Source organism: Actinoplanes sp. 13, assembly GCF_056134165.1.
In genome coordinates, this window is sequence record NZ_JBVYOQ010000030.1 from 49,510 (window position 1) to 64,184 (window position 14,675).

Below are 14,675 nucleotides of genomic sequence, written 5' to 3' on the forward strand. Positions count from 1 at the left end.
GGTGGCGCAGAAGCTCCGGAGCCGGGTCCTTCCGGCGCCGGTCACCGGGCAGGAGATCGTGCTGATCGGCGTGATCGCGGTGGTCTGGGCCGTGCTCGCGGTGAGCACCCCGGCGTTCCTGACCGCCGGCTCGATCCAGCCGCTGCTGGTGGCCACCGCGCCGATCGCGCTGGTGGGCGTCGGCATGACCATCGTGATCATCACCGGTGGCATCGACGTCTCGGTCGGCGGCGCCATCATGGTCTGCTCGGTGATCACCGCGAAACTGCTGGTCGACGCCGAGGTCAACCTCGGTGTCGCGGTGCTGGTGCCGGTCGCGGTGGGCGGCCTGCTCGGGCTGGTCAACGGCGTGCTCATCGCGTACGGGCGGGTGCACGCGATCATCATCACCTTCGGTACGGCGAACCTGTTCCTCTTCGCCGGCCTGCAGATCTTCGGTTCCGGCACGGTCAACGGGATCCCCGGCACCCTGGGTTTCTTCGGGCGCGGGCCGGACGGGCGCACCCTGGGCATCCCGCACGCCTTCCTGATCACGGTGCTGATCACCGCGCTGGCCTGGTGGTACCTGCGGCACACCGCGGGTGGCCGGCACTTCTTCGCGATCGGCGGGGACGCGCAGGCGGCCCGGCTGGCAGGCGTCCGCGTGCAGCGCCGGGTCCTGCTCGCCTACGTGCTCACCGGCCTGCTCGTCGGCCTGGCGTCCTGTTTCGTGATCGCCCAGGGCACCTCGACGCTGGACCAGTCGGTCGGCTCCGGCAAGGAGCTGGCGGTCATCGCGGCCGTGGTCATCGGCGGCACCTCGATCATGGGCGGCCGGGGCTCGGTGCTCGGCACCCTGCTCGGCGCGCTGCTGGTCCAGTCGGTGGCGTCCGGCGTGACCCAGCTGGGCTGGCGTTCGCAGCTCTCCGACCTGTTCGTCGGCATCTTCATCATCGTGGCGGTCGGCGCCGACCTGCTGCGGGCCCGTTCCCGGAGGTCCCGATGACCGTCACGGAAGCTCCGAAGCGCGAGCGGACGGATTTCGTCCGGGTTCTGCTGACCCAGCGCATCGCCCTGCTCGCCGTCCTGATCGTCCTCGTCGTCGTCACGTTCTTCATCAACGACGCGGGCGGTTACCTCACCGCGCCCTACGACTTCGACTACATGTCCGCGTCGCTGATCAACGCGGTTCCGCTGGCCATGCTGGGCCTGGCGGAGCTGCTGGTCATCCTCTCCGGGCGGGGCGGCATCGACCTGTCGGTCGGCGCGATCGTCTCGCTGGCCGGCATGGTGTTCGGCTTCGCCTACGGCGAATGGGGCTGGCCGCTCTGGCCGGCGATCCTGGCCACGGCCGGGTTCGGCGCGCTGTGCGGTGCGGTCAACGGGGTCCTGGTGTCGTACATCGGCTTCCCGGCCCTGATCGCCACCCTGGCGACCTATTACGCCTTCAAGTCGGTCGCCATCGTGATCAACAACCAGCAGCCGATCAGCACCCCGCCGATCCAGGACCTCTACTCGCTGAGCAAGTCGGTGGAGCTGCCGCTGTTCGGGCAGTACGTCCCGGACGTGCCGCTGGGCATCTTCACCTTCCTGCTGCCCACGGTCGTCCTGGTGTGGCTGCTGCTGGCCCGCACCGCCTACGGGCGGCGGCTCTACGCGATCGGCACCAACGACGTGGCGGCGCGCTGGTCCGGGCTGCCGGTCCGGGACACGCGCTTCAAGGCGTACGTCTATGCGGGATTGATCTCCGGTCTGGTGGCCGTGGTGACCGTCGCGCAGTTCGCCTCCGCCCGCCCCGACGCGGGCGTCTCGGGCAGCGGCATGGCCCTGCCCGCCATCACCATCGCCGTGCTCGGCGGGGTGGCGATCACCGGCGGCATCGGCAGGGTGGCCGGTGTCGTCCTCGCCACGCTGCTGATCGTCTGGTTGAACGCGGGCATCCTGCTGGCGTTCGTCGGCAACGAGGGCTCGCAGTACCAACTGCTCGCGCTCGGCACGGTGCTCGTCTTCGCCGCCCTCCTGAACGGGCTGACCAACCGACGGTACGGAGGTACTACTTCATGACCAGCCTCGACGATCTGGACGACTTCACTGTCGAGGTGCCCAGCTGGGCGTACGGCAACTCGGGTACCCGGTTCAAGGTCTTCGCCCGTCCCGGCGTGCCGCGTGACCCGTACGAGAAGCTCGCCGACGCCGCCCAGGTGCACCGCCTCACCGGCCTCGCCCCGCGGGTCTCGCTGCACATCCCGTGGGACGTCGTGGACGACTGGGCCGGCCTGAAGGCGCACGCCGACAAGCTGGGCGTGACCATCGGCGCGATCAACTCGAACCTGTTCCAGGAGGACGACTACCGGCTCGGCTCGCTCTGCCACCCCGACCCGGCGATCCGGCGCAAGGCTGTCGACCACCACCTGCGCTGCCTGGACGTGATGCGCGAGACCGGCTCGACCGATCTGAAGATCTGGCTGCCGGACGGCCTCAACTATCCGGGGCAGGACTCGCTGCGCGGCCGGCAGGACCGGCTCGCCGAGTCGCTGCGGGAGATCTACGCCGCGCTCGGCGACGACCACCGGATCCTGCTGGAGTACAAGTTCTTCGAACCGCACTTCTACAGCATGGACATCCCGGACTGGGGCACCTCGCTGCTGCACTGCCTGGCGCTCGGCGACAAGGCGACGGTCGTGCTGGACACCGGCCACCACGCGCCGGGCACCAACATCGAGTTCATCGTGATGCAGCTGCTGCGGGTGGGCAAGCTGGGGGCGTTCGACTTCAACTCCCGGTTCTACGCCGACGACGACCTGATCGTCGGGTCGGCCGACCCGTTCCAGCTGTTCCGGATCATGACGGAGATCGTCTCGGTGGGCGCGCACCGGCCCTCGTCGAAGGTCAACTTCATGCTCGACCAGTGCCACAACATCGAGGAGAAGATCCCCGGCCAGATCCGCTCGGTGCTCAACGTCGAGCAGGCCCTGGCGAAGGCACTGCTGGTCGACCAGGACGCGCTGGCCCGCACCCAGCGGGACGGCGACGTGCTGGGCGCGCACGCGGTGCTGATGGACGCGTACGAGACCGACGTCCGCAAGACCCTCGCGGACCGGCGGGAGGAGCGCGGGCTGCCGCGCGACCCGGTCGCCGCGTTCCAGCAGTCGGGGTACGCGCAGACGGTCGCGGCCGCCCGGGTCGGTGGCACCCAGGCCGGCTGGGGGGCCTGAGCCCTCCTTCGTGTGGTGACTTCAGGTGCGCGGAGCGCCCGAAGTCACCACACCGGCCGGACCGATCACGCACCATGTGACGCATGGAGAGCGTGACCGACGGCGTTCGCGCCCGTCTCGCCGATCTGGTCGGCGAACAGCCATCACCCGCCGAGACAGCGTTGCTCGGCCGGCTGCTGCGCTCGTTCATGGAGAACGCGCCGGCCTCCGCCGACCTGCTGGTCGGCCTGCTCCACGAGGGCGACCCGGGGCGCGTCCGCGACCAGGCGCACGCGCTCAAGGGATCGGCCGCCAACATCGGTGCGACCGCCCTGGCCGAGCTGTGCGCCGGCGTCGAGGAACAGGCCCGCGCCGGCGTGGTCGCCGGCCCGGCGACCACTGCGGACCGGATCCGCCGGGAGCTGGCCGGAGCGGTGCGTGCGGTCGCCGAGGTGGCGGATGACTACCGGGAGCGCTGAGTCAGCGGCTGCCGGCCAGCGCGCCACGCCGGTCCGGCACCGCCGCCAGCACCGACTCGACCAGCTCGACGGCGCGGGCGAAGGTGGTGAGCCGGTCCAGCATGATTTCGGTGATCACGGTGTCCTTGCCGATCAGCACCAGGCCGTTGGTGGCCACCACGTCCTCGACCAGGCGCATGCCCACCTCGAGCTCGACCACCCGGACGGTACGGATGCAGTCCTGCAGCGCCCGGACGCCCTTGAGCCGGCGCAGCGCCGCGATCACATGGGGAGCCTGATCGTTCCGCTCCTCGAGCGCGTTGATCGCGATGACGTCGTTCAGGCCCCGGCTCTCCAGGATCTCGAAGCCGATGGCCGTCCGCAGCACGGCGATCGCGTCCTCGACCACCGCCGAGCGCCCCTCCGCCGGCGCGGCGCCGTCGGCCAGGCCCCGCACGATGTGGACCACGTCGTCCAGCATCGGGATGTCGCCGAGCAGCCGCAACGCGATCCTCGGCATGGCGTCGACCGAGGCCTGCTCGTCGGCGTTCAGCGGCAGCCCGCGGTCCAGCTTCGCCAGTGTGGCGGCCGGCACGGTCACCGCGCCCAGCTGCGAGGCCATGGCGGCGACCTCGATCTCCCAGATGCCGTCGAGCTTCAGGATGTGGCACAGCTCGCCGGTCAGCGTGCTGATGCGGCCGGCCCGCTTGTACGCCGGCGGGTTGGACAGTTCCAGCACCCCGAAGAGCGCCCGCACGCTGGTCCGCAGCGTACGGTCGAGGAGCTGGTGTTGCTCGTTGGCCTCTTCGTTCTTCTGCACCGACTCGCGGATCGCCGCGCGCAGCGTCTCGGTCGCGGCCGGCTTCGGCAGGTACCGGTAGACCCCGCCGGAGTTGATCGCGGCGACCGCCGTGGCCATGTCGCCGTACCCGGTGTGCAGCACCCGGGTGGTCGACGGGTACTCCATCTGCACCCGGTGCAGCAGCTCGATGCCGTTCATCCCGGGCATCCGCATGTCGCTGATCACCGCGGCCGCCGGGCCCTGCTCGCGGAGCAGCTTCAGGGCCTGCTCGCCGTCGGTGGCGGACAGCAGCCGATACGCCCGGCCCAGTTGCAGGGCGAGTGTCTCCAGCACCGCCTCCTCGTCATCGACGAGCAACACCAGTGGTTTGTGGTTGTCGGCGGTCGCCGAACGGTACAGGTCGGTGCGCATGGTGCAGGTCCCCTCGGCGAGCCGGCAGTCGTGGTACGCAAGGACCTATCGCCACCGGCACAGAGCGCTTGAGTGATCGCCGCACCCGTTATTCGTATGCGCCGAACTTCTCAACCCGCACCGGGTGAACGCCGAATGGCCGTCCACGTCCGGCGGAGGCACCGCCGGACGCCCGGGAGAAACGGATGCAGATGTGAGCGCAGTAGGGGAAGACGCCCGCCTCGCCGCGGTGCACAGCTACCACCTGCTCGACGCCCCGCGCCCGGTGGTGCTCGACGAGCTGACCCGGCTCGCCGGTTCGGTGCTGGACACCCCGATGTCCACGGTCACGCTGATCGACCGGGACCGGCAGTGGTTCGCCGGGAGCACCGGCATGCCCGGCCCCGGCGCCGGCCCGCTCGGCTCCTCGTTCTGCGGGCGGGTGGTCGACCGCCGGCGCCCGCTGGTGATCACCGACGCCTGCACCGACCCGGAGTACCGCGACTGGTCCACCGTCGTGGGCGCCCCGTACATCCGGTTCTACGCCGGTGTGCCGCTGATCGACGAGGACGGGCACGTGCTCGGCGCGATGACCGTCCTGGACGCCCGGTCACGCGAGATCAGCGACCGGGAGCTGGACCTGCTCACCACGATGGCCGGGCAGGCCGCCGGGCACCTCGCCGCGATCCGCAACCGGTTCCTGCTGGCCGAGGTCGGCGACGAGCTGTCCCGGGCGATCAGCCGTGAGGAGGACTTCGTGGCCACCGTGTCGCACGAGCTGCGCACCCCGGTGACGACCATCCAGGGCTACCTGGAGCTGCTCGTGGACAACGAGGATCTCACCCCGTACCGCAAGCTGATCGATCCGATCCAGCGCAACGGCGAGCGCCTGGTCCGCATGGTCGACCACCTCCTCGCCGGCACCCGCCCGGCCGGCACGCCGCTGCCGCTGCTGCGCGCCCGCACCAGCCTGGTCGCCGTCGCCGAGGCGGCGATCGCCGCCTGCCGGCCGCAGTCCACGCCGCGCGACGTCAAGGTGCTCGTCGAGGCGGCCGCCGAGCCGACCACGGTGCCCGGCGACTTCACCCGGCTCAGTCAGGCCGCCGAGCAGCTGATCCGCAACGCGGTCCTGTTCAGCGTCACCGGCGGGACGGTAGTGGTCCGGGTCGCCGGGACGGAGCTGACGGTCGTCGACACCGGCGCGGGCATCCCGGCCGGCGAGCTGCCGCACGTGGCGGAGCGCTTCTATCGCGGGCAGTTCGCCCGTGAACAGGCCGTACCGGGCGTGGGCCTGGGTCTGAGCATCGCCGACCGGATCGCGCGGGCGCACGACGGCACGGTCACGGTGGACTCCGCCGGGCCCGGGCAGGGCACGACCGCCGCCATCACGCTGCCGTCGGCCTGATCACGGTCCGTACGACTCACCGCCGCGGGAACTGGACGAGTCGCCGACCCGGGCGCCCGGACACGGCGGCAGATCCACCAGCACCCGCTTGCCGCCCTCGTGGTTCTGCACCTTCCAGCCGAGCGACATCGCCTCGATCAGCGCGATCCCCCGGCCGCCCACGCCGTCCGGGTCACGCCGCCGCGGCACCACCGACGACCCGTCGGCGACGGAGACCACCACCTGCTCCTGGTGCGCCTCCACGTGCAGGGCGATGCAGCCGCCGCCGTGCCGGACCGCGTTGGTCACCAGCTCGCTGACCACGATCGCGGCGCCGTCCAGCCAGTCCGGGTCCTTGAAGCCCCAGCCCCGCAGGACCGCGGTCACCGCCCGCCGGGCCGCGGCGGGCGCCGCCCGGTCCAGAGGGACGTCCAGGTGGGCCGTCAGCGCGCTCATGCACAAGAACCTCAAATGTCACCGATATGCGGGCGCAGATTACCCCGAGGCCCGAGCCACCGAAACGTCACCGGCCGCAATGTCGCCTTTCATATAGTTCTAGGATGGCAGCGGTTCTCGTCGTGGAGGACAACCCGGAACACCAGGCGGTCATCGCCGAGGTGGTACGGCGGCTGGGCCACGACGTGACCGTGGCCGGCGACGGGCTGGCCGGGCTCGCCGCCGCGCTCGCGCACCGCCCCGACCTGGTGATCGCCGACGTCGACATGCCACACATGGACGGGATCCGGATGTGCCGCGCGCTGCGCGACGATCCCCGCACCACGGGCGTGCCGGTCGTGCTGATCACCGCGTACCTGGCGCCCGGCGACACCCTGCTGGCCGAGGCCCGGGCCGCGGCCGTGGTGCCGAAACCGTTCCGGGTCAAGGAGCTGACCGAGACGCTGCGCGCGTGCCTGACGGCGCCCGCGCCGGGCCCGCCCGCCGGCCCGCCCCCCACCGCGTTCGTCGAGGCGATGCTGCACAGCCTGGACACCGGCGTGGTCGCCTGCGACCTGCGGGGTCACCCGGTGGTGGTCAACCAGGCGGTCCGGGAGTTCTTCGGCGACCAGGCCGGGACCGTGCCGATCCACGAGTGGGTGAGCCGGTTCGGCCTGCGCCGCCACGACGGCGGCCCGCTGCGGCCCGACGAGCTGCCGATGCTGCGCGCGCTGGCCGGCGAGGAGGTCCGGCACGCCGGGGTACTCGCGCACGACCGCCGGCAGCGGCCCGCCTGGCTCTCGGTCAACGCCCGCCCGGTCCGGGACGCCGCCGGCGCGATGCTCGGCGCGGTCGCCGCCGTGCACGACGTCACCGCCGACCACCACCAGCACCGCTACCAGCGCTGCACGAGCCGGGTCCTGAAGGCGCTGGTCCGCGCCCCGGACACCACCCGGGCCTCGGCGGCCGTGCTCGGCGCCATCGCCGGCGAGCTGGGCTGGCCGCTGCTGCGGATGTGGCTGGTCGACGAGGTGACCGACCGGCTCCGGCCGGCCGCCACGTACGGCGGGCCCGGCGCCCCCGACATGTTCGTGCCGCCCACCATCGAGCGCGGCGCCGGCCTGGCCGGCACCTGCTGGGCGCGCGGCGAGCTGATCTTCGTGCCGGACATCCACGCCACCGGCTCGCCGGTCCTCGCCGAGGTCGCCGCGTCCGGCGACTACCGGGCCGGCGGCGCTGTGCCGGTCCGCAGCGGCGACCGGGTGACCGGTGTGCTCACCTTCTTCACCTACGAGCACCAGGAGCCGGAACCTGCCCTCGCCGTCCTGCTCTCCGGCATCGCCGGCCACATCGGCGCCTACCTGGAACGGCGCCGCGCCGAGGAGCTCGCCAACCAGCTGGCCGCCAGCATCGGCGAGTACGTCGCGCTGGTCGGCCACGAACTGCGCACCCCGCTCACCTCGATCGGCACCTACACCGACCTGATCGCCGAGTCCGGTGACGACACCACCATCGGCGAGGTCCGCGACCTGCTCGCCGTGATCGAACGCAACAACGCCCGCCTGCGTTCCCTCGTCGACCGCCTGCTCGACCTGGCCGCGCTCGAATCCGGCCACACCCAGCTGACCGTCGCCACCGTCGACCTGACCACCGTGCTGACCGAGGCCACCACCGTCGTGCTGGCCGACGCCCCCGCCCGGCGTCCCGAGGTCCGCCTCGACCTCCCCGCGCAGCTGACCGTCCCCGGCGACCCGCACCGCCTCCGTCAGGTGGCCGAGAACCTGATCGGCAACGCCGTCAAGTACAGCCCGGCCGAGGGCACCGTCCAGGTCACCCTGACCACCGAGGACGACGCCGCGGTGCTGACCGTCTCCGACACCGGCATCGGGATCCCCGCCGGCGAACGCGGCCGCCTCTTCGCCCGCCTGTACCGCGCGACGAACGCCCGCCACAGCGGCATCCCCGGCATCGGCCTGGGCCTGGCCCTCACCCGCGCGATCGTGGACCTGCACCGGGGCGCGGTCACCCTGCGCGAAGGGCCGGAGGGCGGCACCACGGCCGTGGTGCGGCTCCCCCGCCACACACCTTGAGGTTCGCACCGCACCGGCGAATCACCACGCTCAGTGCTGGGAAGGGTGGTCCCCGAGCAGCTTGGTCGCCAGCACCGCCGCCTGGGTGCGCCGCTCCAGACCCAACTTCGCCAGCAGGCTGGACACGTAGTTCTTGACCGTCTTCTCGGCCAGGAACATCCGCCCGGCGATCTCCCGGTTCGTCAGCCCCTCCGCGACGAACTCCAGGATGCGCCGTTCCTGATCGGTCAGCGAGGCAAGCTCACGCGGCTGCTCGACCCCGTTGCGAATGCGCTCCAGCACCCGCTGCGTGACAGCCGGGTCCAGCAGCGACTGCCCGGCCGCCACCCGCCGCACCGCGTCCACCAGGTCGGTACCGCGGATCTGCTTCAGCACGTACCCCGAAGCCCCCGCCATGATCGCGGCGAACAGCGCCTCGTCGTCCTCGTACGACGTCAGGATCAACCCCTTGATCGTCGAGTCCACCGCGCGCACGTCCCGGCACACGTCGATGCCGTTGCCGTCCGGCAGGCGCGCGTCGAGGACGGCGACGTCGGGGCGCAGGGCCGGGATGCGCCGCGCCGCCTCCTGGGCGGAACCGGACTCGCCGACCACCTCGATGTCGCCGCCGGCCTGCAGCAGATCGACGAGGCCGCGGCGGACGACCTCGTGGTCGTCGAGGAGAAAGACTCGGATCATGTGTTCTTTCTATCGCCGGGCGACCCGGACACCAAGGGCCGAAGGTCCCGCGCCGCCGCGCGGCGTCAGCGATAGCCTCGACGTGTGCCCGAATCGACGCCCTCGCTGGGTCTGACGCCGCTGTCCCGGGTCCGTCTCGACGAGCTGCTGCAGGAGATGCAGAACCGGGTCGGTGACATCGTGGCCAGCCGGGAGCGGCTTCGCGCGCTGCTGGACGCGGTCGTCGGCATCGGCTCGGACCTGGATCTGCGTAGCACCCTGCAACGAATCGTGGAGGCGGCCTGCGCACTGGTCGGCGCCCGGTACGGCGCGCTCGGCGTCCTCGCCCCCGGCCACGACAGCCTGTCCGATTTCGTCACGCACGGCATCGACCCGGCCGCGCACGCCAGGATCGGTGACCTGCCGCACGGGCGGGGTGTGCTCGGACTGCTGATCACCGATCCGCGGCCGGTGCGGTTCCCGGACATCACCAAGCACCCCAAGTCGTACGGGTTCCCGCCCCACCACCCGCCGATGCACACGTTCCTCGGCGTGCCGGTGCGCACCCGCGACCACATCTTCGGCAACCTCTATCTGGCCGAGAAGCAGGGTTCGGCACAGTTCAGCGAGGACGACGAGGAGATCGTGGTGGCGCTGGCCGCCGCGGCCGGCGTCGCCATCGACAACGCCCGGCTCTACGAGCTGGCCCAGCGGCGGCAGCGGTGGCTGGAGGCGGCCGCTGAGATCACCGGTGTGCTGCTGGGCACCGTGCGGCGGACCGAGGCGCTGCGCCTGATCGCCCGCCGGGCCCGGGAGGTGGCCGACTCCGCGCTGGTGCTGGTGCTGCTCTACGAGGAGGAGAACGCCCGGTACCGGATCGAGGTGTCCGAGGGCGCCGATCTGGCCGGCCGCTACCTCACCGCCGACTCGTTCGGCGACGGGCCGTTCCAGCTGGTCGAGGATCTGCCGGCGGCCGCCGAGTGGCCGGGGCCGGTCCCGGACGGCCCGGCCCTGGTGGCACCGCTGGCCGGCGGCGACCTGCGGCAGGGTGTGCTGGTCGTCAGCGGCCCGGCCGGCACCGAAGACGCCGCGCTGCTCTCCACGTTCGCCGGGCAGGCCGCCCTCGCCCTGGAACGTGCCCGCGCCCAGGAGGAACGCGAGCTGCTGGTGGTGCTGGAGGACCGGGAGCGGATCGCCCGGGACCTGCACGACGTGGTGATCCAGCGCCTGTTCGCCACCGGCATGCAGCTGCAGGGCGCCGCAGCTCCGGCCGGCACCCGGCCCGAGGTGATCAAGCGGATCAACGCCGCCGTCGACGACCTGGACGCCACCATCCGCGACATCCGCCGGTCGATCTTCGAGCTGCGCGCCCCGGTCGGCGCGACCCTGCGCACCGAACTGCGCGACACCTGCGACGCCGCGCTGGACACGCTCGGCTTCCGGCCGGTCCTGGAGACCGTCGGCCCGGTGGAGAGCGCCGTCCCCGACGACATCGTGCCCGAGCTGGTCGCCGTTCTGCGGGAGGCGCTGGCGAACGTGGCCCGGCACGCGGGCGCCGGCAGCGTCCGCGTCTCGGTGCGGGTCGCCGGCGACGAGGTGATCCTGCAGATCGAGGACGACGGGGTCGGCTTCGACCCGGCGCTGGCCCGCGGCGGCGTGATCAACATGGGCGAGCGGGCCGGCGATCTCGGCGGCTCGTTCGAGGCGGGCCCGCGCCCGGACGGCACCGGCACGCTGGTCACCTGGCGCGTCCCGCTGAGCTGACCGGCCCGCCCACATCCCGCAACACCAAGCGTGTGAACTTACGGCGCGATCCGAACCTGAACTTCACACACCGAGCTCAGCCCGGCGGTCGCGGCAAAGGCCGGACCAGCCGCCCGGATCGCGCGGCACTGGCGGGACGGCCTGGGGTGGCCGGGACGGTTGCTCACCCGTACCAAAACGTGGGGTGAGGCGTGCGAGATCCCGCCCGGCCGGGACCTTCGGCCCTTATCCGCGACGCGGCGCGCGGGCACCGTGGAGGGACCACCCGTTGAAGGAGAACCGCCGTGACCTGCTACGACGAGTCCGACCTGCGGCGCGCCGCCGCGGCCGGCATCCAGGCGCCCTCCATGCACAACAGCCAGCCGTGGGCGTTCCGGCTGCGTGACGGAGCCATCGAGGTGCTCACCGCCCCGGACCGGCAGCTCGCCGTCGCCGACGGCAGCGGCTGGGCGATGCGGCTGGCCTGCGGCTCGGCCACCTTCAACGCCCGGCTCGCGCTGGCCCGGGCGGGCACCCCGGCGCAGGTGCGGCTGCTGCCGGACCCGGACCGCCCGGAGATCATCGCCCGGTTGACCGCGGGGCGCCGGCGCCCTCCGACGTACGCCGAACGCGACCTGTTCTCCGCGATCGAGCGCCGGCACAGCCACCGGGACCCGTTCTGGGCCGACCCGGTGCCCACCGACACCCGGGTCCGCCTGATCGACGCCGCCCGCGCCGAGAACGCCTGGCTGGACCTGCTCGTCGGGATGACCGCGCTGACCGGCTTCTCGGAGATCGCGCACAGCGCCGACCGGGTGCTGCGCCGCGACCACCGGTACCAGGCCGAGCTGATCACCTGGACGGACACCGAGCTGGCCTCGGACGGCATCCCGGTGGCCGCCGCGGCCGCGATCGGTGAGCCGCAGGACCTGATCCCGCAGCGCGCCTTCGGGCACCGGCGCCGGGGTGTGGGCCGCGACTACGAGCCGGAGCCCTTGGTCGGCGTCCTCGGCACGGCGGGAGACCGCCGGCTGGACCAGGTGATGGCCGGCCAGGCGCTGCAGCGGGTGCTGCTGACCGTGACCGACGCCGGGCTGGCCAGCTCGATGATCTCCCAGCCGATCGAGGTGCCGGCCGCCCGCGACCAGTTGCGGCGCTCGCTCGGCCGGTCCGGGTTCCCGCAGATCGCGTTCCGGGTCGGCTACGGCCGGCCCGGGCATCCCACGCCGCGGCGTGACGTGGAGGCGGTAATAGGCTGAGCGCATGGCGACGCTTCACCTCGACCGGGACAGCCTCGTCCACCGGCTCTCCGGAGAGGTGAAGATCGTCTCGACGATCCTGTTCACGATCATCGTGGTGGCCACGCCGCGCACCGAGTTCCTGGCCTTCGCCGGTTACGCGGTGCTGCTGGCGGTGGTCGCCGCCGTCGCCCGGGTGCCGGCCGGCTGGCTGCTGAAACGGGCCACGATCGAGCTGCCGTTCGTGCTGCTCGCGGTGACCCTGCCGATCTTCGGGGCGGGCGAGCGGGTGGACTGGCTGGGGCTGTCGCTGTCGGTGGACGGGCTGTACGGCGCGTGGAACATCTTCGCCAAGGGCACCCTGGGCGTCCTCGCCTCGCTGCTGCTCGCCGCCAGCACCACGATGCGTGACCTGATCCTGGGGCTGGACCGGCTGCGCTGCCCGACCGTCTTCACCCAGATCGCCACCTTCATGCTGCGCTACCTCGACGTGCTCGCCGACGACGCGCGGCGGATGCGGATCGCCCGGCTGGCCCGCGGTTACGACCCGCGTTTCCTGTGGCAGGCGAAGGCGTTCGCGACCGGTGTCGGCGCGCTCTTCCTGCGCTCGTACGAGCGGGGTGAGCGGGTCTATCTCGCGATGCTGTCCCGCGGCTACTCCGGCCGGCTGCCGCAGCCGTCGTCGGCGCGGGCGCCGCTGCGGGAGTGGGCGGTCTCCGCGACGCTGCCGGTGGCCTCCGCCGGGATCGCCCTGGCCGCCCTGGTCCGAGGCCCTGTTTCGTAGAGGATGGCTGGGCTGCGGCTCCTGCCCCCTCTACGAACCAGGGCCTAGCATGATCGGCATGACGCCGGCACTGATGATCAGCGGGTTGCACTATGCGTACCCGGACGGGCGCGCGGCGCTGAACGGGGTGGACCTGACGGTCGCGCCCGGTGAGCGGGTCGCGCTGCTCGGCCCGAACGGGGCCGGCAAGACGACGCTGGTGCTGCACCTCAACGGCATCCTGCACGGCGGGGCGGGCCGGGTGGAGATCTCCGGACTGCCGGTCACGCCCGGCGACCGCCCGGCGATCACCGAGATCCGCCGCCGGGTCGGCGTCGTCTTCCAGGATCCTGACGATCAGCTCTTCATGCCTTCGGTCGCGGAGGACGTCGCTTTCGGACCGCACAATCTGGGGGTACGCGGAACCGAGCTCGACGATCGGGTCGATGCGGCCCTGGCTGCCGTGGGGATGTCGGAGCACCGCGACCAGGTGCCGCATCACCTCTCGTTCGGGCAGCGGCGGCGGGTGGCGGTCGCGACCGTGCTGGCGATGCAGCCGGAGATCCTGGTCCTCGACGAGCCGTCGTCCAACCTGGACCCGGCCAGCCGCCGCGAGCTGGCCGAGATCATCGAGTCACTGCCGGTGACCGTGCTGATGGTGACCCACGACCTGCCGTACGCGCTGGAGCTCTGCCCCCGCTCGGTGATCCTGGACGCCGGCCGGATCATGGCGGACGGGCCGACCGCGCAACTGTTGTCCGACCGGGAGCTGATGCGCCGGCACCGGCTGGAGCTCCCGTTCGGCTTCGACCCGGCCTCGGTCTCCCCCCGCCACTCCTGACCCGGCCCGGCTCCCCGCCCTTCACTGTGTGGGGACTTCGGGTGCGATACGCACCCGAAGTCCCCACACAAGAAGGTCAGGCGGCCTGGCTCAGCTCGGCCGGCGTCCCGGCGGCGAGCGCCCGCCACGTCAGTGGCCCGACCACCCCGTCGACCGCCAGTTCGGCGTCCCGCGTGTGCAACCGCTCCTGGAAGGACCGCACCGCCCGCTCCGTCACCGGCCCGAAGAACCCGTCGGGCTCGACGCCGACCTCCTCCTGCACACCCGCCACGGCGCTGCCCCGCGCACCCGGCCGCAGCTCCACGACCAGCGCCTGCCAGGTCCGCGGGCCGACCACGCCGTCCTCGGGAAGACCTTTGACCTGCTGGTACGCGCGTACCGCGTCACCGGTCTGCGCGCCGTAGACGCCGTCGACGGTGACTGTGTGCCCATGGGCCAGCAACAAGTACTGCAGCGTGGTGACGGAGTGGTCCTTGGAGCCCGGCCGGGTCGTCGGCCAGGGATTCATGGTGGCGGCCATACGGGGGTTCCCCTTCCTCATCATCGAGCGACGGGTATGTGCTTCCCTCACTTTCGCTGCCCGTGCCGTCGATTGAAAGGGTGAGACTGGTCTCGGCAACGGATTCGTCAGGCCCTATTTCCGAAGCAGACCGATTTGCACGCGTCAGCTCGTGTTCACCCGCGCGATCGTGTGCCCTCCT

At 72.1% G+C, this 14,675-nt stretch carries 14 protein-coding genes; 10 read left to right on the top strand and 4 right to left on the bottom strand.

Annotated features, from left to right (window positions below; translation table 11 throughout):
- Position 1 precedes the first annotated feature (1 nt).
- The 4 genes from AC0NH5_RS35975 to AC0NH5_RS35990 all read left to right on the top strand — a co-directional run bounded on the left by AC0NH5_RS35975 (position 2) and on the right by AC0NH5_RS35990 (position 3,652).
- Positions 2 to 985 carry an ABC transporter permease gene (locus AC0NH5_RS35975; protein ID WP_474411612.1) on the top strand — a complete coding sequence of 328 codons (984 nt, stop codon included), beginning with the start codon at positions 2 to 4 and terminating at the stop codon, positions 983 to 985.
- Positions 982 to 2,043, top strand: coding sequence for an ABC transporter permease (locus AC0NH5_RS35980; protein ID WP_474411614.1), 1,062 nt, complete (start codon positions 982 to 984; stop codon positions 2,041 to 2,043). The genes AC0NH5_RS35975 and AC0NH5_RS35980 overlap by 4 nt, the downstream gene beginning before the upstream one ends.
- The gene (rhaI, locus tag AC0NH5_RS35985; protein WP_474411616.1) at positions 2,040 to 3,194 is read left to right on the top strand and encodes an L-rhamnose isomerase; all 1,155 of its coding nucleotides are present in this window, start codon (positions 2,040 to 2,042) and stop codon (positions 3,192 to 3,194) included. Before AC0NH5_RS35980 ends, rhaI begins: the two co-directional genes overlap by 4 nt.
- Positions 3,195 to 3,277: 83 nt before the next feature.
- A complete protein-coding gene (locus AC0NH5_RS35990; RefSeq protein ID WP_474411618.1) occupies positions 3,278 to 3,652 on the top strand; it encodes an Hpt domain-containing protein in 375 nt (124 codons plus the stop codon).
- 1 nt (position 3,653) lies between these two features.
- Here AC0NH5_RS35990 and AC0NH5_RS35995 read toward each other — a convergent pair whose 3' ends face one another.
- Entirely contained in the window at positions 3,654 to 4,844 is a 1,191-nt protein-coding gene (locus AC0NH5_RS35995; protein ID WP_474411620.1) for a response regulator, read from the bottom strand.
- 193 nt (positions 4,845 to 5,037) lie between these two features.
- Here AC0NH5_RS35995 and AC0NH5_RS36000 point away from each other — a divergent pair, with 193 nt between their 5' ends.
- The gene (locus AC0NH5_RS36000; RefSeq protein ID WP_474411622.1) at positions 5,038 to 6,228 is read left to right on the top strand and encodes a GAF domain-containing sensor histidine kinase; all 1,191 of its coding nucleotides are present in this window, start codon (positions 5,038 to 5,040) and stop codon (positions 6,226 to 6,228) included.
- Here the strand turns inward: AC0NH5_RS36000 and AC0NH5_RS36005 are convergent, their stop codons facing one another.
- Entirely contained in the window at positions 6,229 to 6,663 is a 435-nt protein-coding gene (locus AC0NH5_RS36005) for an ATP-binding protein (protein WP_474411624.1), read from the bottom strand.
- Between the two features lie 104 nt (positions 6,664 to 6,767).
- On the opposite strand from AC0NH5_RS36005, the gene AC0NH5_RS36010 reads away from it, so the two are divergent.
- Positions 6,768 to 8,732, top strand: coding sequence for a hybrid sensor histidine kinase/response regulator (locus AC0NH5_RS36010; protein WP_474411626.1), 1,965 nt, complete (start codon positions 6,768 to 6,770; stop codon positions 8,730 to 8,732).
- A gap of 30 nt (positions 8,733 to 8,762) precedes the next feature.
- Here AC0NH5_RS36010 and AC0NH5_RS36015 read toward each other — a convergent pair whose 3' ends face one another.
- The gene (locus AC0NH5_RS36015) at positions 8,763 to 9,410 is read right to left on the bottom strand and encodes a response regulator (RefSeq protein WP_474411628.1); all 648 of its coding nucleotides are present in this window, start codon (positions 9,408 to 9,410) and stop codon (positions 8,763 to 8,765) included.
- Positions 9,411 to 9,494: 84 nt separating this feature from the next.
- Between AC0NH5_RS36015 and AC0NH5_RS36020 the strand changes: the two genes are divergently transcribed.
- From AC0NH5_RS36020 to AC0NH5_RS36035, 4 genes are all read left to right on the top strand, one after another.
- A complete protein-coding gene (locus AC0NH5_RS36020) occupies positions 9,495 to 11,153 on the top strand; it encodes a GAF domain-containing sensor histidine kinase (RefSeq protein WP_474411630.1) in 1,659 nt (552 codons plus the stop codon).
- A 284-nt stretch (positions 11,154 to 11,437) separates the two neighbouring features.
- The gene (locus AC0NH5_RS36025; protein WP_474411632.1) at positions 11,438 to 12,391 is read left to right on the top strand and encodes an Acg family FMN-binding oxidoreductase; all 954 of its coding nucleotides are present in this window, start codon (positions 11,438 to 11,440) and stop codon (positions 12,389 to 12,391) included.
- A gap of 4 nt (positions 12,392 to 12,395) precedes the next feature.
- Positions 12,396 to 13,154, top strand: a complete 759-nt coding sequence (cbiQ, locus tag AC0NH5_RS36030; RefSeq protein ID WP_474411634.1) for a cobalt ECF transporter T component CbiQ — start codon at positions 12,396 to 12,398, stop codon at positions 13,152 to 13,154.
- Positions 13,155 to 13,212: 58 nt separating this feature from the next.
- Positions 13,213 to 13,974, top strand: a complete 762-nt coding sequence (locus AC0NH5_RS36035; RefSeq protein WP_474411636.1) for an energy-coupling factor ABC transporter ATP-binding protein — start codon at positions 13,213 to 13,215, stop codon at positions 13,972 to 13,974.
- Between the two features lie 76 nt (positions 13,975 to 14,050).
- On the opposite strand, the gene AC0NH5_RS36040 is transcribed toward AC0NH5_RS36035, so the two are convergent.
- Positions 14,051 to 14,482 carry a peptidoglycan-binding domain-containing protein gene (locus AC0NH5_RS36040; RefSeq protein ID WP_474411638.1) on the bottom strand — a complete coding sequence of 144 codons (432 nt, stop codon included), beginning with the start codon at positions 14,480 to 14,482 and terminating at the stop codon, positions 14,051 to 14,053.
- Positions 14,483 to 14,675: the final 193 nt, after the last annotated feature.

Coding starts and splice junctions, on each gene's coding strand:
- AC0NH5_RS35980 (WP_474411614.1), top strand. CDS start 982: ATGACCGTCACGGAAGCTCCGAAGCGCGAGCGGACGGATTTCGTCCGG.
- rhaI (WP_474411616.1), top strand. CDS start 2,040: ATGACCAGCCTCGACGATCTGGACGACTTCACTGTCGAGGTGCCCAGC.
- AC0NH5_RS35990 (WP_474411618.1), top strand. CDS start 3,278: ATGGAGAGCGTGACCGACGGCGTTCGCGCCCGTCTCGCCGATCTGGTC.
- AC0NH5_RS35995 (WP_474411620.1), bottom strand. CDS start 4,844: ATGCGCACCGACCTGTACCGTTCGGCGACCGCCGACAACCACAAACCA.
- AC0NH5_RS36005 (WP_474411624.1), bottom strand. CDS start 6,663: ATGAGCGCGCTGACGGCCCACCTGGACGTCCCTCTGGACCGGGCGGCG.
- AC0NH5_RS36010 (WP_474411626.1), top strand. CDS start 6,768: ATGGCAGCGGTTCTCGTCGTGGAGGACAACCCGGAACACCAGGCGGTC.
- AC0NH5_RS36015 (WP_474411628.1), bottom strand. CDS start 9,410: ATGATCCGAGTCTTTCTCCTCGACGACCACGAGGTCGTCCGCCGCGGC.
- cbiQ (WP_474411634.1), top strand. CDS start 12,396: ATGGCGACGCTTCACCTCGACCGGGACAGCCTCGTCCACCGGCTCTCC.
- AC0NH5_RS36035 (WP_474411636.1), top strand. CDS start 13,213: ATGACGCCGGCACTGATGATCAGCGGGTTGCACTATGCGTACCCGGAC.
- AC0NH5_RS36040 (WP_474411638.1), bottom strand. CDS start 14,482: ATGAATCCCTGGCCGACGACCCGGCCGGGCTCCAAGGACCACTCCGTC.